Genomic DNA, 24,964 nt, shown 5'->3' with positions numbered 1-24,964 from the left:
CGCGATGGCATTCGGAGGCGTGCGACCGGGCAGCCAGGAAGAACAGGTCGGCAGACTGGTGCTGGCAGGCGTACTGGTGCTGTTGCTGCCGGCATTGCCGCTGGGCAATTACCTGATCTGGCCCTTCGTCATCCTCACCACATGGTTTCACGAGATGGGCCACGGCCTGACCGCGCTGCTGACAGGCAATGCGTTCGACGAACTGGTGATCTACGCCAATGGCTCTGGCTATGCCTCCTCCCGCACGGCGATGGATGGGGGCGGCCTTTCGCGCGCACTGATCGCCATGGGCGGGCCGCTGGGGCCAAGCGCGATGGGCGCGCTGCTGATCCTTGCCAGCAGCGCGCGCAAGTACTGGAAGCCCGCGCTTGTCCTGCTGGCGGGCGCGCTGGTCGTCTCCACCGTCATCTGGGTTCGCTCGACAGTCGGCTTTGTCGTCCTGCCGCTGATCGCAGCCGCCCTTGGCTGGCTGGCCTGGCGGGGACCACGCGGCCTGCAATTGTTCGCGCTGCAATTCCTGGGCGTGCTAGCCGCGCTATCGATGTTCAACGATCTGGATTACCTGTTTTCCGAAAGCGCGATGATCGGCGGTCAGTCGATGCTGTCCGACACCGGCGCGATCGAGGCGGAACTGCTCCTGCCGCACTGGATCTGGGCCACACTGATCATCGTGATTTCCGGCCTGATGATCGGTGGGAGCCTGAAATACGCCCTCAATCACGAGGGGCATCGCTAGGCCCAACGCCTCTCAGGTGGGGGACAGACAGGCAGGCTTAATCGCCCGCCTGCCCATCTGCCTCAGTCGAGGGTGGTGCGGACCCGGTCTGTACGACCGTCGCCATTTACATCTTGCCTCACGATATCGGCATCGCCATCGCCGTCCACGTCGGTCACCCTGGTGGTACCGGTGGCCGCGGTCCGGCTGTCTTGCGTTTGCACGGATGCATTGTTGCTGTTGGCCGTGAGGTGGTCGTAGAGCGCCTCGTAATGCTTCATGGCCTGGCGCATGTCCTCGGTGCTCGCATTTCCCTTTCCATGTCGCTCGGCGATGTCGCGCCCGGCGCGGTAGTGGCGGGCAACGTCGGCATGGTCGACGGTCAGGTCTTCGTAGCGACGATCGAAGTCGGCCATCGGATAACCGACGGTCTTCATCATGTTCGCCAGCATCCGGTCAGCGTGCAGCACGGCCTCAACCGGACTATCTACGAACACGCTTTTCACCTCGCGCCATTCCTCTGCAAAACGGCTGTGTTCGTCGGCGGTGAGTGAACGGATATCGAGCGCCTCGACGCGCTTTTCGCGTTCTTCCAGCGCCTTTTCCGCCGACACGCGGTTGCCCGTGTCATCCAATGTGCGATCGTATTCTTCGCCGAAGCGGTCACGCAGGCGGTCGGTGCGGCGACGGCTGACGAACAGCCACACGCCGATGGCGACAACCAGGACAAGGATCACGAGGACGGCAAGCAAGGTATTCTGGTCCATAAGGAAACTCCATCTATGCCCTGCCCGTCGATTGCCAACAAAACGCCGCCAGCCCGCGCGCGTTCCCCGCGTCAGGTCCTGGGCGGCAGGGGGATAAAGGCGGAGGTACGCCTTGTGTAATCGGCGAAATCCTTGCCGTACTTGTTGCGCATCCCCTTCTCGGTCATGGCCGCGCCCGACCATTTTACCAGCGTGAAGGTCAGGAACAGCGGACCTGGCAGGGTCCAGATCACCGCGCCGGGGGCGATGGTCATGGCGACAGTGAATATGCCCCACCACGCGCAGGCGTCGCCAAAGTAGTTCGGGTGGCGGGTGTAGCGCCAAAGCCCCTTGTCCATCACCTTGCCCTCGTTATCGGGATCGGCCTTGAACCGGGCAAGCTGCCAGTCGCCCACCCATTCGAAGAATATCCCCACGAGGTAGAGCGCTACGCCGGCCCATGCCCAGTTGGATAGGGGCTGCTCGGAATAGGCGGCGAGGATGCCGACCTGCGCCGGGCTGCTCACCAGCATGATCAGCGCGCCTTGCAGCAGGAACACCTTCCACAGCGCGGTTATGGCGAACGCGGCAAGGTTTTGGGGATCGGGCAGCATCTTGCGATAGCGGTCGTCCTCACCATTGCGCAGGTAACGGCGCAGGAGATGGATGCCGAGGCGCACCCCCCAGAAAAACGCCATCACGAAGACCAACAGTGCAGCAGAGCCAAATTTGGTGCCCCAAAGGCTGAGCCACGCGAGCCACGCCATCGAGAACCCCCACACGCTGTCGATGAAGCTGGCTTCTCGCAAGCCCATGGAAAACACCCACAAGACCAGCAGCATAGCAAGCAGCCAAACGGCGTTGTGCAGCAGGCTCTCAATCATGTGACGGGTCCGGGGTCGGCACCGGCTCCGGCGCAAGCATGTCCGGCTCCACCGGCCTTGCGGGGGTGGCGATTGCGCCGCGTGCCTGTTCCTCCAGCACCTCGAAGCGCGGGCAATCGGGCAAGACCGACTGATAGAATGCCGCGAACTTCGCAAGATCGGCGTGGAAGTCGCCCGAGGGATAGATCGGATCGCCAAACCCGGCCTGCCCGGTTTCGGCATTCACCCAGGCCGGAACGATGGGCACGCCCGCGCCGCTGGCGATATGATAGAATCCGCTGCGCCAGCGGCCATCCGACGTGCGCGATCCCTCGGGCGCGATCACCAGCGCGATCTGCTCCGCCGCGTTGACCTGATCGACCACGGCGTTGACGTATCCGCGTGGGGAGGAGCGATTTATCGGCATCCCGCCCATGTCGTACATGAACCGTGTCATCGGCCATTTGAACAGCGTGTGCTTACCGATGAAGCGAGGCTTCACCCCCATTTCCTGCACCGCGCCGGCGAAATAGATGAAATCCCAGTTCGACGTATGCGGCGCGCCGACCAGGATGAACTTGTCGAGCCTGGGCACGTGGTTTTCGAGGTGAAAGCCCTTCCAGCGATACAGCCGGAACAGCACCCACCATACGAAGCGCGACAGCAGGCTGGGTGCAGATCGTGCAGTCATCGAAAACTCCCCCCGACTGCCTAGCAGGCGGGGGGAGGATTGCTACCGTTCTCGCAAGACCGGACCGGCTTCAACCGCCCGCCGGTGCCACGGGACTGCCCGGCTCGGGAAAGCGCGAGAAGACCGCGTCGCTCTCTTCGGCGCGACGGTACCGATCACCGGTCACCGTCATCGTGCTGTCGAGCGCGGTGTCGTTCTGCAGGCGCACGAGGTCGCCATTGGAGATCGCGAACGAGGCGGGTTCGCCGTTGAAATCCTCGATATTCAGGCGATAGCCGTCAGCGTCCCAGGTGTAGCTGCCGCTACGCATCTCGCCGTCGGCACCGACATAGTCATAAGTGTTGTCACTGGAATTCAGGCGCACCGCGTTCTGCGCACCCTGTTCGTCGGTGTAGCTGTAGACGCCAGAATAGTCCCCGGCCTCGGCCTGGCTTGTCGCCGGCCCCGGCTCACTGTCTGCACTCATCGCCGTATCGTTTGCGGTCATATCCGCTTCGGCAGTCATGTCGGCGTCGGTATCCATTTCGGCTTCGTCGGCATCGTTGCCGCCGCAGGCAGCCAGCAAGGCCAGCGGTGCCGCAGCCATCAACAGGGTGAAATTGCGCATGAATTCTCTCCTTCGTTGGAACCCAACGCGAAAGCAGGGGGCAAGTTTCCCGAACGGCGACAGCCGCACGGTAAGCGGTCAGGGATGGGGGCGGGGGAAACCGTGGCGGACGTGCAGGGCTTCCAGCACGCCGGGCAGGTCGTTAACGAAGCCGCCTTCCGCAAAGACGAGCGCGGGGCAGTTCTGGTTCTCCTCCCCAATGGCCACCACCACCTCTGCACGCGGGCGCGGCCACGGCACGCGCACGATCTCCAGCCTGGCCGCAAGATCGGGATAGGTCGCCAGCACGCCCTCCACCGTCATGCACGCTTCGCAATAGAAGGTATCCCCGCCGTGCGCCGGGTCGGCGTAGTCGTGGAGGAGGAAGAGGGTGTCGCGAGGAAGGCTCATCGCGCGGCGCTGGTGTCGTCACTGGCAGCACGAAAAGCCCGCCATTCTTCCCAGATATTCTCCGGATCCAGGTCATCGTATCCGCGCTCCTGCACCATCGCGATATGCGCAGAACGCGGGGCCGCAATGCATTCAGCATTATCGCGAATATGCAAAACTTCCGCTTCCTCCAGAGGCGCGCCCTTTTCCCGCTCGGCATGCAACAGGACTGCAACCAATGCCGGTACGGGAATGATATCGAGCGGCTCCTCGTCCATCGTCGTCACATCCGGAAAACGCCGAACTGAGCACGCTCCGGTATCGGTGCTTCGAGACAGGCTGCCAGCGACAGGCCCAGCACGTCGCGGGTCTGCACAGGGTCGATCACGCCGTCATCCCACAGGCGGGCCGTGGCGTAGTAGGGATTACCCTCGTCCTCGTACTTCTGGCGGATGGGCGCCTTAAATTCCTCTGCCTCGTCCTCGCTCCACTTGTCCGCGTCGCGGTGGACGGTGGCGAGCACGCTGGCCGCCTGTTCGCCGCCCATTACGCTGATGCGCGCATTGGGCCAGGTGAACATGAAATTGGGCGAATAGGCGCGGCCGCACATGCCGTAATTGCCCGCGCCGAAGCTGCCGCCGATCACCACGGTGATCTTGGGCACCTGCGCCGTGGCGACCGCAGTCACCAGCTTCGCGCCGTGCTTGGCGATGCCTTCCGCCTCGTACTTGCCGCCGACCATGAAGCCGGAGATGTTCTGCAAAAACAGCAGCGGAATGCCGCGCTGGCAGGCCAGTTCGATGAAGTGCGCGCCCTTCTGCGCGCTTTCGGAAAACAGCACGCCATTGTTGGCAAGGATCGCTACCGGCATGCCCCACACGTGGGCAAAGCCGCACACCAGCGTAGAGCCATAGTCGCGCTTGAACTCATGGAACTCGCTGCCATCCACCAGCCGCGCAATCACCTCGTGAACGTCGTAGGGCGCGCGCACGTCGTCCGGGATGATCGCATAGAGATCTTCGGCATCGAATTTCGGCGGGCGGGGATGCTGCACTTCCAGCTTCGCCGCATTGCCCGCGCCAAGGTGGGACACTATATCGCGCACGATGGTAAGCGCGTGCTCGTCGTTCTCGGCCAGGTGATCGACGACGCCCGATTTTTTCGCATGCAGCGCGCCGCCGCCAAGGTCTTCGGCGCTGATTTCCTCGCCTGTGGCGGCTTTCACCAGAGGCGGCCCGGCAAGGAAGATGGTGCCCTGCTCGCGCACAATCACGCTCTCGTCGCTCATGGCGGGCACGTAGGCGCCCCCCGCGGTGCAGCTGCCCATCACGCAGGCAATTTGCGGGATACCCATGCTGCTCATCTGCGCCTGGTTGTAGAAGATGCGCCCGAAATGCTCGCGGTCGGGAAAGACTTCTGCCTGGTACGGCAGGTTCGCCCCGCCGGAGTCCACCAGGTACACGCACGGCAAGCGGTTCTGCTGCGCGATCTCCTGTGCGCGCAGGTGCTTCTTCACCGTCATGGGGTAGTAGCTGCCACCCTTCACGGTGGGATCGTTGGCGGCGATCATCACCTGCCGGCCAGAAACGCGGCCAATCCCGGCAATCATAGAGGCGCCGGACACGTCGCCTTCGTACATTCCGTTCGCCGCCAGCTGGCCGATCTCGAGGAAAGGCGAGCCGGGATCGAGCAGGCGCTCGACCCTTTCACGCGGCAGCAGCTTGCCGCGCGACACGTGCCGCTCGCGATGTTTCTCGCTACCGCCCAGCGCAGCTTCGGCCACCTTGGCGCGGAGGTCCTCGGCCAGCGCCTTGTTATGGACGAACCTTGCCTTGGCGTCGGGCGCTTCGCGGTCGAGGGTGGAGGTAAGGGGGGGTGCGGTCATTCAGAACCTTTCAGGATTGTCGGCCTTGCTGCGCAAGTCTTCGGGAATGTCTGTCCCGTCAAGCCAGCGGCCCTTCATCCATTGCCGGGTGGCGGTAATGGTGTTTGCGGCATAATCTTCGGTATCGAGGCCGATGAGCGGCAGGGCGAATTGCTCCGCCGCCTCTTCCAATGTGGCATCGCAGATCGGCTTCCCGTCGCGCACGATATGGCGGGCAAGTTCCAGCTCCTGCCCCCAGAAATACACGGTTTTCGCTCCGATATTGTCCTGCATCCGCCGCGTCTCCTCGGCCCTGCCGTCGCTCACGACATCCAGCCAGATATCCGGCATCAGCAGGTCCACCGGGGCGTCGGGCTTCCAGGTGAAGGCATCGTCTTCCACAACGGTGATCTTTGCCCCCAGCCCGTCGGGCAGGCGGTCGAACAGGCCCAGTTCGCGGTTGAGTTCGATGACCTCGGTATCGCGTTCGATCACGGTGATGCGCTCAACCAGCGGGTGAAAGGCGGCCATGGCCGCGGCCCAGCCCATGCCCAGACCGACGATCACCGTATGGCCGCTGGCATTGTCGATGCCGATCCACTGGCTCTCGACCTCCATCGGGCAAATCGACATCCACACGTCCTGACCACGAGTCAGCACGGGCATGTTCCAGACCCGTTGCAGGCCTGAGAAATATCCCATGGCTACGCCGAAGGCGACCGTGGTGAGCGCCCATGATCCGGACTCCATCGGCCTGTAGTAGGCGGCCAGCGGGTCGCCCTGGAAATCGGGCAGCGCGTGGATGTCCACCCCCGCCAGGTCGGGAACACCGCTGCGGGGGTTGGGTGTGCCGCCGATCTGCTCAACCACGCCTCACCTCCTGCAATTCCGGTATCCGGTCGACTGTCATCCGATCAATTCGCGCCCTATCAGCATGCGCCTGATCTCGTTGGTGCCGGCCCCGATGTCCAGCAGCTTTGCGTCGCGCAGGTAGCGCTCCACCGGCCAATCCGTGGTGTAGCCCGCGCCGCCCAGCGCCTGCACTGCCTCTCCCGCCACGCGGAACGCGTTTTCGCTGGCGAGCAGGATCGTTCCTGCCGCGTCGAAGCGGGTCGTCTTGCCGTTGTCGCATGCCTTGGCCACGGCATAGGTGTAGGCGCGCGCGGATTGCAGCGCCACATACATATCGGCCACCTTGGCCTGGATCAGCTGAAAATCGCCGATGCGTTTTCCGAACTGGTTGCGCTCGCGAACGTAGGGGATGACAGTATCGAGGCAGGCCTGCATGATACCCAGCTGCACGCCCGAGAGAACCACGCGCTCGTAATCGAGGCCGCTCATCAATACCTGCACACCCCGGCCGACTTCACCCAGCACATTTTCTTCGGGAACGTGACAGTCCTCGAACACCAGTTCGCTGGTGATCGAGCCCTTCATGCCCATCTTCTCGATCTTCTGGCCGGGCGAGAAACCCTCCATGTCCTTCTCGATCAGGAAGGCCGTGATCCCCTTGCTGCCACCTGCCGCATCTGTCTTGGCATAGACCACCAGCGTTTCTGCAACGTGCCCGTTGGTGATCCAGAACTTCGTGCCGTTCAGCAGGTAGCCGCCCTGTACTGCATCGGCTTTCAGTTTCATCGAAACAACATCCGAACCCGCCGCCGGCTCGCTCATCGCCAGCGACCCGACATGTTCGCCGCTGATGAGGCCAGGCAGGTACTTCGCCTTCTGCTGCGCATTGCCCCAGCGGGCGATCTGGTTGACGCACAGGTTGGAATGCGCGCCGTAGGAAAGGCCGACCGAAGCGCTGGCGCGGCTCACCTCCTCGATGGCGATGGTATGTTCCAGGTAGCCCAGGCCCGTGCCGCCATCGGCCTCGCGCACTGTCATCCCGTGCAGGCCCAGTTCGCCCATTTCCGGCCACAGCTCGATCGGGAACCAGTCCTCGGCATCCACCTTTGCCGCCAGCGGCGCTATCCGTTCGTCGGCGAACCGGGCGACGGTTTCGCGGATCATCTGGGCTTCTTCGGTCAGGCCGAAGTCGAAATCGGGCGTGGCACGCATGGAAAACTGCTCCTTTAATCGGGTGTGCCAATAGCAAGCGGCACCATTCTGGCAAACAGGTTGCAATCGAAACTTGCCGACTTTGCTAGGATTCGTGATCTTTCGCAGCTACACAGGATAGATATGGCTCTGGAAGATCCCCTGGCACCGCCATCGGTCATGCCCCGACCGGTTAGCGAATTCGACGACGAGACACGCCGCCTTGGCGTGATCGACAGCTTTAACGCGGCAGCGCTGGAAGACGATCCCGAATTGCAGGCCATTGTCGAGTTCGCGGCGAAGCTCTGCGATGCACCGGTGTCGCTTGTCACCCTTCTGGGCGAACGCAAGCAGCATTTCCTCGCCCGCGAAGGGCTGGACCAGCCAGACACCCCGCGCGAGGTGGCTTTCTGCAATTACACTCTGGGCAGCGGCGAACTGCTGGAAATCACCGATGCGCCCGCCGATGCCAGGTTCAGCAAGAATCCCCTGGTGACCGATGAGCCCGGTGTGCGCTTCTACGCCGGCCAGCCGCTGGTGTCGGAGGAAGGGGCATCGCTGGGCACGTTGTGCGTGATCGACACCAAGCCCCACGAACAGCCGCTGAGCGATTTCCAGAAGCAGGGCCTGGCAGTACTTGCGCAGGCAGCGGTACGACGCCTGGAAGCGCGCCGTTCGGCCATGCAGGCGGAAGAGATCATTGCAGAGCGCGAGCAGCGCCTGCTGCGCATGATCGAGGGCGTGCCGCAGATCGCCTGGTCTGCCGATGCCGAGGGCAATTTCGACTATTTCAACAAGCGCTGGACGCAGGTGACCGGCACCCCGGCGCCCACCACTTCAGATGACTGGCGACCACTCATCCATCCCGACGATGCCGATCAGGTCTTCTCGGAGTGGCAGGAAAGCTTTGCCGCCAATACGAGTTTCGACGCGGAGTTCCGCCTGAAGCGCGCCGACGGTTCGTGGAAATGGGTGCTGGGCCTTGCCGTGCCCGTCGCGGAAGAAGGCGGCGCGCAGCGGCGCTGGTTCGGCACGCTGACCGATATCGACGAAGTGCGCGCCGCGCTGGAAGAGCGCGACCTGCTGGCGAACGAGCTTTCGCACCGCATCAAGAACATCTTTGCCGTTGTGATCGGTTTGGCTACGCTGAAAGCGCGCAAGTCGCCCGAGCACGAGCCTTTCGCCAATGAACTGAACAAGGTGCTGCGATCACTGGGCCGCGCCCACGAATTCGTACGGCCGGAGCAAGGTCCGCACCAGGACAGCCTGCAAGGTCTGCTTGAAGCGCTGTTTGCCCCCTATGCCGATGGCGAGGAAGCGCAGCGCGTTCACGTGTCCGGGGTGGATGCGGCGATCGGCCCGCGCGCTGCCACACCGCTGGCGCTGGTGTTCCACGAACTGGCAACCAACTCCGCCAAGTACGGCGCGCTTTCCACCGATAACGGCCATGTCGATCTGGTGGTGGAGGATGCCGGCGATGCCATTCACTTGCGCTGGCAGGAACACGGCGGACCGCCGACCCGCGATACCGGCGAAGTGGGCTTCGGCTCGCGCCTAGTCGAAATGAGCGTGCGCGGCCAGTTGCAGGGCACGTGGGAGCGCGAATTCGCATCCGAAGGACTGGTGGCCCACCTGACCATGGCAAAAGCCGCGCTCTCCGCCTGAATGGGCAGCGTGCCGCACGCTTTCCTGCGCTTCGATGCGTTGGGAAAAACCTACGACGAAGTCCATGCGGTGCGTGATGTCTCGCTCGATATCGCGCGCGGGGAATTCGTGGCGCTGGTGGGCGCATCGGGATCGGGCAAGTCCACCCTCCTGAAATGCATCAACCGTCTGGTGGAGCCCAGCTCGGGCCGCGTGCTGCTGGACGGGCAGGACGTACTGGACGGCCCGCCCGCACCGCTGCGCCGCCGCATCGGCTACGTATTCCAGGGAATCGGCCTGTTCCCGCATATGAGGGTGGCGGAAAACATCACCCTTACGGCGCGCCTTGAGGGCGAACGCCTTCCCGATAAGCGCATCGCGGAACTGCTGGAACTGGTCGAACTCGACCCGGCGATGGCCAAGCGCCTGCCTGCCGAGCTTTCAGGCGGACAGCGCCAGCGCGTCGGCGTAGCCCGCGCACTGGCGGGCGACAGCCACCTGCTGCTGATGGACGAGCCCTTCGGCGCGCTCGACCCGATTACACGCGGCCAACTGGGCGAGCGCGTGCGCCGCCTGCATGACGAACTGGATCTCACCACCGTGATGGTGACTCACGACATGGCCGAGGCGCTGCTCCTTGCCACGCGCGTGCTGGTGATGGACGCAGGGCGCATCGTCGCCGACGAAACACCCGCCGCGCTGCTGGCAGGCGAAGGTGGTGACATTGCGCAGGCCCTGGTCGACGTGCCGCGCGCGCAGGCCCGGCAGCTGGCGGGTATCGGCAAGTGAGCCCGTTACCCGATGCGATTCTCGACCTTGGACCGCAGCTGGCGGAACACGTCCTGCTGTGCGCGGCCGCCGTGGCGCTGGGAATTGCCGTTGCCCTGCCGCTCGCCGTCTGGGCCAGCCGCTCTCCCCCCGTCGCGCGCGTCGCGTTGGGTTTTGCCAGCCTTGTGCAGACGATTCCCGCGCTCGCTCTGCTGGCGTTGTTCTTTCCCATCCTGCTCGCCGCGCGCAGCGTGTTCGGAGAGGACCTGCCCACGCTCGGCTTCCTGCCCGCTTGGCTGGCGCTGGCGCTCTATGCCCTGCTCCCGATCCTCAGGAACGCAGTGACGGCGCTCGCCAATCTCGACGACGAACTGATCGAGGCTGCGGACGGCCTTGGCATGACGAGCTGGCAGAAGCTGCGACTGGTGCAGGCGCCGCTCGCCGCGCCATACGTGATGGCGGGCATCCGCACCGCCAGCGTCTGGACCATCGGTGCGGCCACGCTGGCCACCACCATCGGCCAGCGTAGCCTCGGCGATCCGATCTTTGCCGGTTTGCAGACCCAGAACTGGGTGCTGGTGCTGGCCGGGTGCTTTGCCAGCGCGGGACTGGCGCTGGTGGCAGACGGACTGTTCGGCCTTGTCGAGCGCGGCTTCGCGAAACGGCGTCCGGCGCTCGTAATAACCGGCGCGCTGCTGGCGCTGGCGGGGATTGCTGGCGCGGCACTCTCACTCGTCGACTGGCGCAGCGAATCACGCGAGACGGTGGTGATTGGGGCCAAGAGCTTTTCCGAGCAATACATTCTGGGGCGTGCCATCGGCACACTGCTTGAGGATGCAGGCTTCGTCGTCGAATACCGCGAGGGGCTGGGATCTGCCGTGGTTCACAACGCCGTGGCCAGCGGCGCGATCGACGTGTCGGTGGACTATACCGGCACGCTCTGGGCCAATGAACTGGGCCGTTCGGACAACCCGGGCCGTGCGGCGATGTACGATGAAATCGTGCGCTGGGAAAAGGAGAATACCGGCGTCGCGGTGCTTGGGCGGCTGGGGTTCGAGAATGCCTATGGCTTGGCGGTGACGCAGCAAACAGCGGAGCGATACGGGCTCGAAAGCATCGCCGACCTTGCCGCCGTCGCCCCGCAATTGACCATCGGCGGCGATCCCGAATGGTTCGAGCGGCCCGAATGGACGGCTGTGCGCGACGCCTACGGCCTTCGCTTTGGCGAACAGCGGACCTACTCGCCCACCTTTATGTACGACGCCCTGATTTCGGGAGAGGCCGACGCGATCAGCGCCTATACCTCCGACGGACGCATCGCGGCGGAAAACCTGGTGGTGCTGTCGGACCCGCGCGAAGCGCTGCCGAGCTACGATGCCATCGTGCTGATTTCGCCGCGCCTGGCCGGGGATGATGCTATTGCCGACGCCCTCCAGCCATTGTTGGGCAGCGTCGACGTGGCGACCATGCGGCAGGCGAACTACGCGGTGGACCGCCAGGACGACAAGTGGCCGCCCGAACGCGCTGCCGACTGGCTGCTGAAGCAGGTCGCCCGCTAGCCCTTCCGGTCAGTCTTCATCGAACCCCGCACCGTCGGGCCAGTCGGGGCCAGCGAGGCCCATGACCTTGAACAGCTCGCCCATCTGGTCCGGCTCCACCAGCCGGTCTCGCGCGCGCATCAGCGCATCGTGGTGGTGGGGGGCGAATTCCGATAGCGCATCGGCGCGGGCGTTGATGCCGAGCCGCGTCAGCCATTCGCCCTGCGTCACCGTGCCGAGCACACGGGCATCGCGCGAACGGGCGATCTGCTCCATCTGGGCGAAGTCGACATGGGCAGTGATATCGGCAGCGCCCGGCGCATCGAACACACCGATCTTCTCGTGATCCTTCACCGCCTGCAGCGTCGATCCGCTGCGGCCGTGGGTGTATCCATAGTCGATGAACAGCGCGGCACCGCCCTGGTTGGCGAGACGGCCAGCCACCTCGAACATCACCGTGGCGCCGGCGGGGGAGGTTTCGATGACGGTGCCCGGCGGATCGTCGCGGCGCGCCTCCGGCACGGCGGAATCCATCGGCTGGCGACCCGGCATCTCCACGAACTTGTCCAGGCCGTCCACGCCCACCGTGATTTCGCGCCAGCCCTCCACCGTCTTCACCAGCTGGCGTACCGGCAGCGCGTCGAGGAATTCGTTGGCGACCAGCAGGATCGGACCTTCCATGGGCACGGTGGAAAGGTCGCGGTGCTGGATGGCGTCGGGCACGCTGGCCAGCTGCACGTCGCGCATCCGGCACGAGGTTTCGACAAGGTGCATCTTGGGGACAAGCCCATAGCGCTTCATCGCGCGGCTCGCATCGCGCGCCAAAGTGCCCCGGCCCGGTCCCAGTTCCACGTAATGGACAGGTTCGGTGCGCCCGCCCCTGATCCACATGTCTGCCAGCCACAGGCCGATCAGTTCGCCGAACATCTGGCTGATCTCGGGCGCGGTGATGAAGTCCCCGCCCGTGCTGCCGCCTTCCCCGATCACGCGCTTGTCGTTGTAATAGCGCATGTTCGATTCGCCCATGAAATGCATGAGGCTGATCGGGCCGGTCGCGGCAATCAGGCGGCGAAAGGTATCGCCAAGATCGCGTCTGGCGTCCTCGTCGCGCAGGTCGCTCAAGTGGCCTCCACTGGCCGCTTGCCCCCGCTCGCCAGCGGGGCGCGGGTGAGTGACCACGCCACCAGCCCCAGACCCAGCAGGATCAGCGGGATGGTAAGCCACTGGCCCATCGAGAGACCCGTCTCGGCGGCGAACTCGGCGAGCTGGGCATCGGGTTCGCGGTAGAATTCCACGAAGAACCGTGCGCAGGCGATCAGCGTGGTGAACACGCCCACCAGCATGGCCGGGCGGTAGCGCGCGCGGGTGAGCCAGAACAGGCATAGCATCACCACCACGACGATCAGCCCTTCGCCCAGCGCCTGGTAGAGCTGGCTGGGGTGGCGAGGAATGAAAGTGGACAGGCATTCACCGGCAGGGCCGCGCCCTTGGTCGCAGAACGTCATCGCCCAGGGCACACCCTCGCCCGCGGGCCGGCCCCACAGTTCCCCGTTGATGAAGTTGGCAAGACGCCCGAACATCATGCCGAAACCCACGTTGACGGCAATATAGTCCGCCACGCGGATGAAAGGCAGACCGGCGCGCCAGCTGACGTAGGCGATGGCAGTCACCACGCCCACCAGTCCGCCGTGGAAGCTCATGCCCCCGTCCCACAGCCGCAGCACTTTCCAGCTCACGAAGCCGTCGCCGGAAAAGTCCGTCCAGTGGCCCGGTTCGTAGAATGTCACGTAGCCCAGCCGTCCGCCGATGATGATGCCCAGCGTGCAGTAGAAGAACAGGTCGTCGACATGCACCTGCGCCATCGGGGCGCCGGGTGCCTTGACCATTTTCGACAGGTGCCAATAGCCAAGGATGATGCCCGCAAGATAGGCGAGCGAATAGTATTTCAGCTCGAAGAAGCCGAGATCGATGCCGGTGCGCAGGCCCAGGTCGCTCCATCGCAGGACTTCGCCGCCCGTTGCTGCCAGAACATCTAGAATCACGCTGCGCCTCTCGGGATGGGGGAGACGCGGCGCGTCTCCTTGCAATGGCTGCGCTTTGGCACAGGGCGCGCGCGCATGAAACCCCCTCCCGTATCTGGCCCCGCATCTGGCCCTGCATCTGGAATGCCCCTTTGCAAAGGCCTGCCCCCACGCCTATCTCCGCCAGCGTGAGCCTTCCCGCTATTCCCAGGCAGCGCGCCATACTCGACCGGCGCAAGCTCGTCGCCGCAATCGACGATATTGTGGCCGAGAAAGGCGCGGCTGACGGGCGGCAGGCGATCGTAGAGCAATTGCGCACGGCGCTTGACGCCGGACGCGCAGAACTGGAACGGCGGCTGGTGGAAAAGCCGGGCTCCGGCCACGAAAGCGCGCACGGCTACGCGTTCCTGATCGATCAGCTTATCCGCATCGTGCACGATCACGTGATCGAACATGTCTACCCCGTCGCCAACCGCAGCAAGGGAGAGCGGCTGGCGCTGATCGCGGTAGGTGGTTACGGGCGCGGTGAGATGTCGCCGCACTCGGATGTCGATATCGCCTTCGTCACGCCGGACAAGCCTACTTCCTGGTGCGAACAGGTGATTGAGGCGATCCTATACTACCTGTGGGACCTCAGCCTGACGGTGGGCCATTCCAGCCGTTCGCTGAACGAGGTGACGCGCATGGCGCGTGAGGATATCACCATCCGCACCGCGCTGCTGGAAGGCCGCTTCCTGTGGGGAGACCAGGAGGTATACGAGGCCGCGAGCAGGCGCTTCTGGGCCGAGGTCGTACCCGGCACCGAAAGCCGGTTCGTGTCCGAGAAACTGGCCGAACGCGATGCCCGGCACAGGCGCATGGGCGACAGCCGCTATGTGGTCGAGCCGAACGTGAAGGACGGCAAAGGGGGCCTGCGCGACCTGCAGACGCTGTACTGGATCGGCAAGTACACCCACCGCGTGAAAAGCGCGCGCGAACTGGTGGACAAGGGGCTGTTCACGCAGGAAGAATACCGCAGTTTCCGCCGCGCCGAGGGCTTCCTGCTGGCGGTGCGCGCGCACCTGCACACGCTGGCCAAGCGCGGCGAAGACCGGCTGACCTTCGACCTTCAGCGCGAGGTCGCGGCGCGCATGAATTACGCCGATCGCCCAGGAAAAAGCGCGGTCGAGCGGTTCATGCAGTTCTATTTCCTGCAGGTGAAGCACGTTGGCCACCTGACCGGCGTGTTCCTCTCCCACATCGAGGAAGAGACGCAGGAGCGCAGCCGCATCAGCGAGTTCTTCTCCGCGCTGAAACCGGCAAAGTCGGTGGAGGGCTATCCCGTCCAGGCGGACAAGATCGCCGCCCCGTCGGATGACTGGTTCCAGCAAGACCCAATCCGCCTGCTGGAGATTTTCGCCATTGCCGAGCGGGAAGGGCTGGAAGTCCATCCCGCCACGATCCGCATCGCCCGGCGCGATTCGGGCTTGATCGATGCCAAGGTCCGCAAGGATCCGCGCGCCAATGAACTTTTCCTCGACCTGCTGAGCGGCAGGCGCGATCCCGAAACGGTGCTGCGCTGGCTGAACGAGGCGGGCGTGTTCGGCCGCTTCGTGCCCGATTTCGGCAAGGTCAACGCGCAAATGCAGTTCGACATGTACCACCACTACACGGTGGACGAACACACCATCCGCGCGATCGGCCTGCTGAGCGAGATCGAGCGCGGCAATCTGGCCGAGGACCATCCGCTTGCCAGCGAGATGCTGCCGCTGATCCAGAACCGCCGCGCGCTCTATGTCTCGGTCCTGCTGCACGATATCGCCAAGGGCCGGGGCGGCGATCATTCGGTGCTGGGCGCGGAAGTGGCGCGCAAGGTCTGCCCCAGGCTGGGGCTTGACGAGGCCGAGACCGAACTGGTCGCCTGGCTGGTGCGCTATCACCTGCTGATGAGCGCAACGGCCTTCAAGCGCGACCTGTCCGATCCCAAGACCATTACCGACTTTATCGCCGAGGTGCAGAACCTGGAGCGTCTGCGGCTGCTGACGGTGCTGACCATCGTCGATATTCGCGCCGTAGGCCCCGGCGTCTGGAACAGCTGGAAGCGCCAGCTGATCGGTGACCTCTACGAAAATTCGGTGGAGCGGCTGCGGCTTGGCCACAAGGCCCACGGGCGCGAAAAGCGCGTTGCTGCCAAGAAAGAGGTCGTGGCGGAAATGCTGGGTGAGCAGGGAAATCTTGTGCAGTCGCTGGATGACCGCTTCAACGATGCCTACTGGATTGCCGAGCCCGAGGACGTGATCGCCATCAACCTGCCGCATTATGAAGCGGCACGGCAGGCCGGCCACGCCCTGTCGATCCACGCGCAGTTCTACGAGGCGCTGGGCGCCACGCTGGTAACTGTGATCGGCGAGGACCATCCGGGCCTGTTCTTCCGCATCGCGGGCGCCATTCACCTGGCCGGCGGCAACATCATCGATGCGCGCATCCACACCAACAGGGTGGGCAAGGCGGTGGACAATTTCCTGGTGCTCGATCCGCTGGGCAAGCCATTCAGCGAGGATCAGCAGCTGGCCCGCCTGAAAAAGAGCATCGAGGATGCCCTGGCGAACAAGATTGACATGGTGCCGCGCCTCGCCAAACGGCCGCTGAAGCAGACGCGGGCCGAGGCCTTTCACGTTGCCCCGCAGGTGTTGTTCGATAACGACGCCTCTAACCGCTATACCGTGATCGAAGTGAACGCGACCGACCGCCCGGCACTGCTGAACCGCCTGACACGGGCGATGTTCGAGGCCAGCCTGATCATCAACTCGGCGCACATCACCCAGTATGGCGAGCGCGCGGTGGACACTTTCTACGTCACCGACCTTCTGGGCGGGAAGATCGTGGCGCAGGAACGCCTCGACAAGGTCAAGCGTGCGCTGCTCGATGCAATCGCGGCCGGAGAACCCGAAAACGCCGAGGCGGCCTGACGGTCAGCGCATGCGCGCGACCCGCAGGTATCCGCTGCGCCCCTCGAAACGCATTTCGTAGGCGCCGCTCCAGTGGCGCGAGATGCTGGCGGCCCAGCCGTCACGCACGCGGTTGCGCAGGGTGGAGCCGCTGACCTCGCGCCAGAGCTGGCCGTTATCGAGCAGCAGCACCTGCGAACGGCCCGAACCCTGCAGGACTTCCGCCACCGTGGCGGTAAGGGCTACATCATCCTGCGCGCGTTCCAGCGCGGCATCCTCCTCGCGGAAGCCGAAGACCTCCTCGCGCTCGCGCTCTTCCACTATCTCGCGCTCTGCAATCACCACCTGCTGACGGGCATAGGTGCTGTCGAAACAGGCTAGCCGGGCTTCGTCATCGGTCATGGACGCGCAGGCAGCGAAAGGATCATCGTCCTGCGCCAAGGCGGGGGCGGCAAACAGCAGGGCCGGAAGGATGCAGGCAATCGAACGGATCATGGTGTGGTCTCTGGCAAAGGTGGCGCTGGTCGCCTTCTCCATCCTAACCGTGGCAAAGGTCAACCGCCTTGCTGGTTAATGCCGCAATCAGGCCCTGTCGCCGAACAGCGCGGTGCCCACCCGCACGTGGGTTGCGCCCAGCATGATCGCGGTGGGAAAATCGCCGCTCATCCCCATGGACCGGCCTTCCAGCCCGTGATCGTCGGCAATCTTCGCCATCAGCGCAAAGTAAGGGGCTGGCTCGATGCCAAAAGGGGGAACGCACATCAGGCCCGCCAGAGGGATATCCGCCTCGCGCGCCTGGTCCAGAAGGGCGGGCAGGTCGGTGATGGCGCAGCCGCCCTTCTGCTCTTCCTCCCCGATGTCGACCTGCACGAAGCACGGTACGCGCCTGCCAGTCTTGTCGAAAGCCTTGCCCAGCGCTTTGACGAGGCTGGGCCGATCGAGCGAATGGATGCAGTCGAACAGCTCCGCTGCATCCTCCGCCTTGTTGGATTGCAGTTGGCCGACGAGGTGCAGCTGAAAATCGGCATAGTCCTCGCGAAGCGCTGGCCACTTGTCCTGCGCTTCCTGCACGCGATTCTCCCCGAAAACGCGCTGGCCTGCTTCCAGCAAGGGCCGGATCGCGTCGGCGGGATGCGTCTTGCTGACGGCGACAAGCGCCACCTCCTCCGGCTTGCGGCGGGCGATGGTGCAGGCCTTGGCGATTTCGGCCTGCACTTCGTTCAGTCGTTCGGTGGCGCTTTTGCTCATGGGCGCGCTATAGCGCTGCCATGAATGGTTTCCAGTCCCTGCCGAACCTGTGGCTGCTTTCGGACGAGCGCAACGACGCGGTGCTGGAAGCGCGGCTGGACGATTTCCGAGAGCAGGTGGGTTTCGTCTATCGCCATTACCACCTTCCGCCTGCCGAACGCCTCGCCCGCTTCGACATGCTGGCTACTATCGCCCGGCGCGCAGGGCACCTCGTCATCCTGTCGGATTCGACGCTGACGGCGCGCGAATGGGGCGCGGACGGTGTCTATGGCGCGCCGCTGTCAATCTATCCGACGAGGGCTGACATGATCGCCGTGGCCACCGTCCACGACATGCGCGAAATGGCGCAGGCCAACCGGCTTGGTGCCGATGCGGTGATGCTTTCCCCGGTGTTTCCCACCCGCTCGCACCCCGGCGGGAAGGTGCTGGGACCAGCGAGGTTTCGCACATTGGCCAACCATGCCCGGATGCCCGTCATCGCACTGGGGGGAATGACAAGCGCCAGCGCGCGCAGGCTTGGCTGGCTTCGCTGGGCCGCCATAGACGGCCTTTCCTGAACGGCCCACAGGGCCGCAAGGGCGAACGCCCGCCCGCAGCGGGCGCGCAGCGAAGCGGAGCGCATCTAGCGAGGACGCACCTGCGGAGGCAGGTGCGCAAAACAAACCCAAAACAATTTGACCCCGGAGTCCCGCTGTGGGATTCTGCCGGTCGGGACGCATCGTTGGGGAATTTGTCATGGCCAGCAGGGCCGCCAAACAGAATGCAGACTGGCGCGCCGCGTTTCGCCGGTCGCTTGCCCGCAGCGCGCAGCTGACGGGCGCGGTACTGCTGTTTGTCTTCACCGCGTTCCTGGCAATATCGCTGGTCAGCTACAGCCAGACCGACCCCTCGCTCTCCACCGCCGCGGGCGACACCATCGAGAACTGGATGGGCGCGCCCGGCGCCTTCGTGGCCGATCTGGCGCTCACGGCCTTCGGCTGGGTGTCGGTGCTCTTCCTGCCGCTCACCTATGTCTTTGCCCGCAAGCTGTGGCGCGATGCGGACGAGGACGAGCACTGGGGCGGCGCGTGGTGGCGCACCGTGGCCGTGCTGCTGGTGGCAATGGTGCTGCTTGCCACCGCCGTCTCGCTGGTCACGAACCCGCGCGAGCATAGCTGGCCTGCAGGTTTCGGCGGCCTTGCCGGCCTGCTGGGCGAAGGCGTGGTGGGCGCGCTTGCGGGACTGTTGCCGGAGGCAGGCCGGTTCTGGGCCATGCTGGCGGGCGGTCTTGCCTGCCTGGGCGCGGGCGCTTTGCTGGCGGGCCGCGTGTTCGCGGTGGACTGGGCCAGCTTGCTGACATTGCCGCACTGGGCAGGCTCCCTGCCCCGTCTTACCGCTCCGGCAAATCCGTTCAAGCCCAACGAACCGAAACGGTCAAATGCCCGGCGCAGCAAGGCACGGTCCGATGCCGACGAAGCGGACGATCGTGCCCCTCTCGAAATCGCCGAGCGCCGCCCGGTGGAGATTACCGATCCTGCCGCACCGCCGCGCCGGGCGAAGCCATCGCCAAAGGCGCAGCAACCCGACATGTTCGCCGACTATGCCCTTCCCAGCATTGACCTGCTGGAAGATGCCACCGTCGACAAGGCGCCGCCGCTCGACAAGCTGGCGCTGGAACGCAACGCCCGCCTGCTCGAGACCGTGCTCGATGATTTCAACGTCAAGGGCGAGATCACCGCGGTGAAGACCGGGCCGGTCGTCACCATGTACGAGCTGGAGCCCGCACCGGGCATCAAGGCCAGCCGCGTGATCGGGCTGGCCGAAGACATCGCCCGCAACATGAGCGCGATCAGCGCGCGCGTGGCCTCCATTCCGGGCAAGACCGTGATGGGCATCGAACTGCCCAACGCCAACCGCCAGACCGTCAGCTTCAAGGAACTGTGCGAGAGCGAGGCTTTCGTCGATGCCAAGGGCAACCTGCCGATTATCCTCGGCAAGGGCATTTCCGGCGATCCGGTAGTAGCCGACCTTGCCGCCATGCCGCACCTGCTGGTGGCGGGCACCACCGGCTCGGGCAAGTCGGTTGGCCTCAACGCCATCCTGCTGAGCCTGCTCTACAAGTTCACCCCTGCCGAGTGCCGCCTGATCCTGATCGATCCCAAGGTGCTGGAGCTGAAAAGCTACGACGACATCCCCCATCTGCTCGCCCCGGTGGTGACGGAGCCGCACAAGTCGGTCCGTTCGCTGAAATGGGCGGTGGAAGAGATGGAGAAGCGCTATCGCATGATGAGCGAGATCGGCGCGCGCAACCTCCATGGCTTCAACGAGCGCGTGGCTGCCGCCGCCGCCAAGGGCAAGCCGCTGAAGCGCACCGTGCAGACCGGCTACGACCCCGATACGGGCGAAGCGATCGTGGAAGAGGCGGAACTCGATTACGAAGTGCTGCCGCAGATCGTGCTGATCGTGGACGAACTGGCGGACCTCATGGTGACCGTGGGCAAGGAGATCGAAGTGCTGATCCAGCGCCTTTCGCAGAAATCGCGTGCGGCAGGCATCCACCTCATCATGGCGACGCAGCGCCCCTCGGTCGACGTTATCACTGGCGTGATCAAGGCGAACCTGCCAACACGCATCAGCTTCAACGTCACCAGTCGCATCGACAGCCGCACGATCCTGGGCGAACAGGGCGCGGAGCAGTTGCTGGGCAAGGGCGACATGCTGTTCAAGCCCAACACCGGCGCCATCCAGCGCGTGCACGGACCCTTCGTCTCCGACGAGGAAGTGGAGAAGGTGGCCGATCACTGGCGCGCCCAGGGTGAGCCTGCCTACATCGATTCGGTTACCGAGGAGCCGGAAGATGGCGGCTTCAACTTCGAGGACGAGTTCACCGCCAGCGACAACCCGGAAGAGCGCAAGTATCGCCAGGCGTGCCAGATCGTGATCGAGAACCAGAAGGCCAGCGGATCGTGGCTGCAACGCCAGATGGGCGTGGGCTACAACACCGCCGCCAAGTGGATCGAGCGGATGGAAGAAGAGGGTCTGGTCGGCCCCGCCAACCACGTGGGCCGCCGAGAGATCTTTCGCGACCGGGACGGCAACCCACTCTGAGTGGCTAAATTGATTTCGGAAATTCACCGAATAGGATAACTGCGCGGCCCCGCTCCATGTGCGAGAAATCCTTTCGGTTTAGGGTTAGCAAAGTCTAAACCATTGGCTGCGTAATCCCCCTGAGATGCAGGGGAAGCCACTTCATTTCCACACCCGGCGCGCGCTTGCCGCAGCCATCGTCATGTTGACGATATTGCTGCCCGCGCTTCCGGTTCAGGCACAATCGGACGAAGGCGACTGGGAGCTGGATCCCTACGCCCGCATCGAAGTCGGCATGGTCACCTCGCAGAGCAGGGATCGTGATGACGAGCTGATCATTGTGGGCGACGGCGGCTACCTGCGCGGACAGGTCGGCGTGGAACTGAAGGACGATTCCACCAGCATCACCCTGGAGGCCGACCGCATCCAGGTCGAACGCTTCGGCAACGCGACGGGCCGCGACCGGTACGACCGCGATCGCTTTACCGCCTCCGTCGAACAGGAGCTGGGCGACGACTGGGCGATACGCCTGCAGGGCCGCGTGTACGATGACCTTGTGAGCGTGGAAAGCAGCGACACCGACGAGGTGCAGGCCTCCATCCGCATCGAATACCAGCCCGTGCTCGACCACCGCGTGCGCGCCACGGTAACCTGGCGAGAGCGGGAATATGCCGACACCGATGGTCCCGGCGGCACCGCCTCGGAAGGCGATGGGGTGCGCGTGGATGTCGACTATCGCCACCGTATCGGCCGTTATCACTATGTCGGCGTCGACCTGCGGACCGAGGAAATCGATTCGGACAACCCGGAGCGCGCCTACACCCGCGAATCCGCTTCCCTGTCCTACACCCGCCCGATCACCGACAACCTGCGCGTTCGCCCCGCAATCGAGCTGCGCCATACGCAGTTCCGCGGCCGCATGACGCCCGGCGGCATCCCGCGCGACGATACGCAGATCGTGCCCGAGGTCGAATTCCTCTGGTGGCCCGGTCCGTGGCGTATCGAAGCCGAGGCGAAGTACCTCTTCGGCACCTCCAACGATCCCCTGCGCACACGCGAAGGTTACCGGCTGAGCCTGTCCGTCGGATATGTTTTCTAACCGGATAGATTTCCTCATGCGGGCGTGGGAACGCGCCACGCCGCAGGTGCGTCGCCCGGCCTATATCGGCATGGCGGTGTTCGCGGTGCTGGGCGCGCTGGCGCTGTGGGGCATCAGCAACACCCGCAATCCGCTCTCCATGCCATCGGCGCTAGGCGGCATTGCCGTATCCCAGGCAATCTGGGGCCTGAAGCCTTCGAACCTGCTGATGGTACTGCCCATCGGCAGTTTCCTGGTGGTATTGGCGCGCAGTTTCATCGGGATGAAGGCATTCGGCCTGTTCACACCGATGCTCATTGCGCTCGCCTTCCTGCAGATCGGTCCGGTGTTCGGTCCCATCGTGCTGTGCACAGCAGTTGCCATCGGCATGGTCGTAGCCCCGTCGCTGCTGAAGCTGCGGATGACCCGCGTGGGCTTTTTAGGCGTGCTGATTTCGCTGGTGGTGTTCGTGCTCGCCGCTCTTCAGGGTATTCTCGATACCAACCTGCAGGTCGACGCCATGCCCGTGGTTGTCACCGCGCTGGTGGTGGAGCGCTGGTGGCGCCAGTGGGAAAAGGACGGCTATTTCGAGGCCGCGCATATCGCCTTCAACACCATGATGCTGGCGCTGGTCATCCAGTTCGTGATGGTTAGCGAACTGGCGCTGCGCCTGATCGAGGTCTCGCCGCTGCTACTGCCCGGCTTTGCCGCCGTCGCGATTACCATCCTTGGCCGCTACCGGGGCCTGCGCATGACCGAGATCGGTCGTTTCTTCCCGATCTGGTACGAGAGCTGGATGCTGCGCATGGGCAAGGAACCCTCCGCCCACGAGATCGAGGAAATCGGAGAAATGCTGGCCGCCCGCGCCGAGATCGACCGGCAGGACGCGGAGGAGACAGACGGAACTGCACCCTCCGAAGCGACAAGGGTCGATGACGACGCGGTGCCTGCCCCCGCGATTTCACCCTTCGCAATACCCCTCACCGCTACCGACGGCGCGAACGCCGACCAGAGCGGCCCCGAACCTGCACGCTCTACGCCCGGTCGCCTGACAGCGGTCGACTGGGATCGCATCCGCGCCGAAATCCATGCCACCCAGCCAGGACAGACCCATGTTCAACCCGATGACCCTGCTGACACGCCGCCCGCGCCATCTGCCCAGCGAGAGGATGGCAGCCTTGCCGCACTGTTCGGCTGGCGGAATAGCCTCGAACGAATCGTCGAACCCGCCCTCCTTGGATTCCTCCATCCCGGTGGTGGACGAAATCGTGGTGGACGAAATATTGGGCATCAACCTGCGCAACGCAATCATCGCCAAGTACAACCCGCGCCACGCGATCGAACGGGCGCGCGACAAGGTGGCGGCCAAGGTGGCGTTGGTGGAGCACGGCGTGAAAACCTCCGGAACCATAGCCGTGGTCTCCGGCTATGGTCAGCTTAGCAGCTTCGACCCCGAGAAGATCCTGCCCGATGCCTGGGCGATAAAACCGGCGCGCGGATCCCAGGGCGACGGCATCCTGCTGGCGGTGCGCAAGGAAGGGCGCAACTGGCTGAAAGGCTCGGGCAAGCCGATCACGCCCGACGATGTGCAAAACCACGTGCGCCGAATCGTCGACGGACAGTTCTCGGGCGATGCCGCATCCGACGATGCCGCACTGATAGAACCGCTGATCATCGCAGACCCCGCCTTCGCCTTCCTGGTGGACGACGGTCTGCCGGATGTACGGGTGATCTGCCGGGGCACGATCCCGCTGATGGCGATGGCTCGCTTTCCCACCAACCAGTCGGACGGCAAGGCCAACCTGCACCAGGGCGGCATCGGGGCCGGTGTGAACCTGGAAACGGGCGTTATCTTCCGTGCCAAGCAGGGCAAGAAAGTCATCACCCATCACCCCGATACCGGCCAAAAACTGATCGGCTTCAAAGTGCCGCACTGGAAGGAAGTGCTCGACATCGCCGCCCACAGCGGCCCGGCGGTGGGTCTTGGCTATTGCGGCGTCGATATCGTGCACGATGTGTACGAGGGCCCGATGGTGATCGAGGTGAATGCCCACCCCGGCATCGAGATCCAGAACACCACACTGCAGGGCCTGCGCGGCAGGCTGATCATGGCGGGCGAGGACTGCTGATCTTGCCACCCGACCGTTAACCAACGCACGTAGCGTAACGGCAACCGAACCGGCGCATCCTGCCGGATACCACATAGGGGGCTGCACCGATGCTTGGATTGTTCAAACCGAAAATGGCACCGGAAGATCCGGTAGAGATCGAGATGGATGCGGAAATCGAACGCTCCGCCCAAGATGTCTACGCGATGGTGAACTTCGCCGATTCGCGCCATCACAAGGCTGAAGTGGGCGTCATCACGCGAACGGGCGATGCGACTTACGAAATGGTGGTGGATATGCTTCCCGACCTGACCTTCACCGTTCGCGAGTTGGAGGCCGTGCCGAACCGTTCCTACAGCTTCGAATCTCCGCTGCCAACGGAACTGGGCGCGAGGTTGATGAAGACCGTCGAAAGCTATCGCATCGAGTCGCTGGGACCCGACAGGTGCAAGGTCACGGCGACGACCCTTGCCCATTTCCATCCGATGAAGCTGAAGCATTACCAGGAGGAAATCACCAGGATCGCCGTCGCCTGCAACAATTCGATCAACAAGCTGAAGATCCATGCGGAACAGGGAGCGGATACCATCCGCGAGATCGAGGCAAGGCAGGTCGCGTGATGCGCCCGATGCGAACAATCGCGGGATAAATGCCTTTGCGTCCCTAGG

The 24,964-nt window shown here is 64.2% G+C and carries 24 protein-coding genes; 11 read left to right on the top strand and 13 right to left on the bottom strand.

Translation table 11 applies throughout. The features are described from left to right. The first annotated feature begins 4 nt into the window (after positions 1-4). Complete coding sequence (locus D2V07_RS15510) at positions 5-736, top strand: M50 family metallopeptidase (protein WP_119587831.1); 732 nt, start codon at positions 5-7, stop codon at positions 734-736. A gap of 62 nt (positions 737-798) precedes the next feature. Here D2V07_RS15510 and D2V07_RS15505 read toward each other — a convergent pair whose 3' ends face one another. The 9 genes from D2V07_RS15505 to D2V07_RS15465 form a co-directional block, all read right to left on the bottom strand. Beyond that, a complete protein-coding gene (locus D2V07_RS15505; RefSeq protein WP_199698813.1) occupies positions 799-1,482 on the bottom strand; it encodes a hypothetical protein in 684 nt (227 codons plus the stop codon). A gap of 71 nt (positions 1,483-1,553) precedes the next feature. Next, the gene (locus D2V07_RS15500) at positions 1,554-2,345 is read right to left on the bottom strand and encodes a DUF1295 domain-containing protein (protein ID WP_119587830.1); all 792 of its coding nucleotides are present in this window, start codon (positions 2,343-2,345) and stop codon (positions 1,554-1,556) included. Next, positions 2,338-3,015 (bottom strand): 1-acyl-sn-glycerol-3-phosphate acyltransferase, encoded by a 678-nt coding sequence (locus D2V07_RS15495; protein WP_119587829.1) that lies wholly within the window; start codon positions 3,013-3,015, stop codon positions 2,338-2,340. The genes D2V07_RS15500 and D2V07_RS15495 overlap by 8 nt, the downstream gene beginning before the upstream one ends. A 70-nt stretch (positions 3,016-3,085) precedes the next feature. Further along, positions 3,086-3,622 carry a hypothetical protein gene (locus tag D2V07_RS15490; RefSeq protein WP_119587828.1) on the bottom strand — a complete coding sequence of 179 codons (537 nt, stop codon included), beginning with the start codon at positions 3,620-3,622 and terminating at the stop codon, positions 3,086-3,088. A 78-nt stretch (positions 3,623-3,700) separates the two neighbouring features. Beyond that, positions 3,701-4,012, bottom strand: coding sequence for a DUF3088 family protein (locus D2V07_RS15485; protein WP_119587827.1), 312 nt, complete (start codon positions 4,010-4,012; stop codon positions 3,701-3,703). Further along, positions 4,009-4,269, bottom strand: a complete 261-nt coding sequence (locus tag D2V07_RS15480) for a hypothetical protein (protein ID WP_119587826.1) — start codon at positions 4,267-4,269, stop codon at positions 4,009-4,011. Before D2V07_RS15480 ends, D2V07_RS15485 begins: the two co-directional genes overlap by 4 nt. Positions 4,270-4,274: 5 nt before the next feature. Next, positions 4,275-5,876 carry a carboxyl transferase domain-containing protein gene (locus tag D2V07_RS15475; protein ID WP_119587825.1) on the bottom strand — a complete coding sequence of 534 codons (1,602 nt, stop codon included), beginning with the start codon at positions 5,874-5,876 and terminating at the stop codon, positions 4,275-4,277. After that, entirely contained in the window at positions 5,877-6,725 is an 849-nt protein-coding gene (locus D2V07_RS15470; protein WP_119587824.1) for a hypothetical protein, read from the bottom strand. 36 nt (positions 6,726-6,761) lie between these two features. Then, positions 6,762-7,919 (bottom strand): acyl-CoA dehydrogenase family protein, encoded by a 1,158-nt coding sequence (locus D2V07_RS15465; protein WP_119587823.1) that lies wholly within the window; start codon positions 7,917-7,919, stop codon positions 6,762-6,764. A gap of 123 nt (positions 7,920-8,042) precedes the next feature. Between D2V07_RS15465 and D2V07_RS15460 the strand changes: the two genes are divergently transcribed. Genes D2V07_RS15460 through D2V07_RS15450 form a run of 3 tightly spaced genes read left to right on the top strand, consistent with a single transcriptional unit; the run spans position 8,043 to position 11,869 of the window. Then, a complete protein-coding gene (locus D2V07_RS15460) occupies positions 8,043-9,563 on the top strand; it encodes a PAS domain-containing protein (RefSeq protein ID WP_119587822.1) in 1,521 nt (506 codons plus the stop codon). After that, complete coding sequence (locus tag D2V07_RS15455; protein ID WP_119587821.1) at positions 9,564-10,331, top strand: ATP-binding cassette domain-containing protein; 768 nt, start codon at positions 9,564-9,566, stop codon at positions 10,329-10,331. Continuing rightward, on the top strand, positions 10,328-11,869 hold the full coding sequence (locus D2V07_RS15450) for an ABC transporter permease/substrate-binding protein (RefSeq protein WP_119587820.1): 1,542 nt from the start codon (positions 10,328-10,330) through the stop codon (positions 11,867-11,869). The genes D2V07_RS15455 and D2V07_RS15450 overlap by 4 nt, the downstream gene beginning before the upstream one ends. A gap of 9 nt (positions 11,870-11,878) precedes the next feature. Here the strand turns inward: D2V07_RS15450 and D2V07_RS15445 are convergent, their stop codons facing one another. Together D2V07_RS15445 and lgt are read right to left on the bottom strand one after the other, a co-directional pair. Next, positions 11,879-12,970 carry a class I SAM-dependent methyltransferase gene (locus tag D2V07_RS15445; protein WP_233548459.1) on the bottom strand — a complete coding sequence of 364 codons (1,092 nt, stop codon included), beginning with the start codon at positions 12,968-12,970 and terminating at the stop codon, positions 11,879-11,881. Beyond that, positions 12,967-13,887: a prolipoprotein diacylglyceryl transferase gene (gene lgt / locus D2V07_RS15440; protein WP_119587900.1), complete on the bottom strand. Its 921-nt coding sequence runs from the start codon at positions 13,885-13,887 to the stop codon at positions 12,967-12,969. Before lgt ends, D2V07_RS15445 begins: the two co-directional genes overlap by 4 nt. A gap of 170 nt (positions 13,888-14,057) precedes the next feature. On the opposite strand from lgt, the gene D2V07_RS15435 reads away from it, so the two are divergent. After that, the gene (locus D2V07_RS15435; RefSeq protein WP_119587819.1) at positions 14,058-16,817 is read left to right on the top strand and encodes a [protein-PII] uridylyltransferase; all 2,760 of its coding nucleotides are present in this window, start codon (positions 14,058-14,060) and stop codon (positions 16,815-16,817) included. A gap of 3 nt (positions 16,818-16,820) precedes the next feature. Here D2V07_RS15435 and D2V07_RS15430 read toward each other — a convergent pair whose 3' ends face one another. Together D2V07_RS15430 and D2V07_RS15425 are read right to left on the bottom strand one after the other, a co-directional pair. After that, positions 16,821-17,291 carry a hypothetical protein gene (locus D2V07_RS15430; protein WP_147367041.1) on the bottom strand — a complete coding sequence of 157 codons (471 nt, stop codon included), beginning with the start codon at positions 17,289-17,291 and terminating at the stop codon, positions 16,821-16,823. An 87-nt stretch (positions 17,292-17,378) separates the two neighbouring features. Next, positions 17,379-18,044 (bottom strand): YggS family pyridoxal phosphate-dependent enzyme, encoded by a 666-nt coding sequence (locus D2V07_RS15425; RefSeq protein WP_119587817.1) that lies wholly within the window; start codon positions 18,042-18,044, stop codon positions 17,379-17,381. Between the two features lie 20 nt (positions 18,045-18,064). Between D2V07_RS15425 and D2V07_RS15420 the strand changes: the two genes are divergently transcribed. The 6 genes from D2V07_RS15420 to D2V07_RS15395 all read left to right on the top strand — a co-directional run bounded on the left by D2V07_RS15420 (position 18,065) and on the right by D2V07_RS15395 (position 24,916). Next, entirely contained in the window at positions 18,065-18,601 is a 537-nt protein-coding gene (locus D2V07_RS15420; RefSeq protein ID WP_119587816.1) for a thiamine phosphate synthase, read from the top strand. A gap of 178 nt (positions 18,602-18,779) precedes the next feature. Then, positions 18,780-21,131, top strand: a complete 2,352-nt coding sequence (locus tag D2V07_RS15415) for an FtsK/SpoIIIE family DNA translocase (RefSeq protein WP_119587815.1) — start codon at positions 18,780-18,782, stop codon at positions 21,129-21,131. Positions 21,132-21,312: 181 nt separating this feature from the next. Then, positions 21,313-22,209: a BamA/TamA family outer membrane protein gene (locus tag D2V07_RS15410; protein ID WP_147367040.1), complete on the top strand. Its 897-nt coding sequence runs from the start codon at positions 21,313-21,315 to the stop codon at positions 22,207-22,209. A 16-nt stretch (positions 22,210-22,225) separates the two neighbouring features. After that, the gene (locus tag D2V07_RS15405; RefSeq protein WP_158586859.1) at positions 22,226-23,629 is read left to right on the top strand and encodes a 7TM domain-containing protein; all 1,404 of its coding nucleotides are present in this window, start codon (positions 22,226-22,228) and stop codon (positions 23,627-23,629) included. Continuing rightward, positions 23,547-24,317, top strand: a complete 771-nt coding sequence (locus D2V07_RS15400) for a sugar-transfer associated ATP-grasp domain-containing protein (RefSeq protein WP_233548458.1) — start codon at positions 23,547-23,549, stop codon at positions 24,315-24,317. Before D2V07_RS15405 ends, D2V07_RS15400 begins: the two co-directional genes overlap by 83 nt. A 113-nt stretch (positions 24,318-24,430) precedes the next feature. Then, entirely contained in the window at positions 24,431-24,916 is a 486-nt protein-coding gene (locus tag D2V07_RS15395) for an SRPBCC family protein (RefSeq protein WP_119587811.1), read from the top strand. Positions 24,917-24,964 lie beyond the last annotated feature (48 nt).

Origin of the sequence: Aurantiacibacter zhengii (genome assembly GCF_003584125.1) — a bacterium.
Classification (GTDB): domain Bacteria; phylum Pseudomonadota; class Alphaproteobacteria; order Sphingomonadales; family Sphingomonadaceae; genus Alteraurantiacibacter; species Alteraurantiacibacter zhengii.
This window is presented reverse-complemented; position numbering and strand designations above follow the sequence as displayed.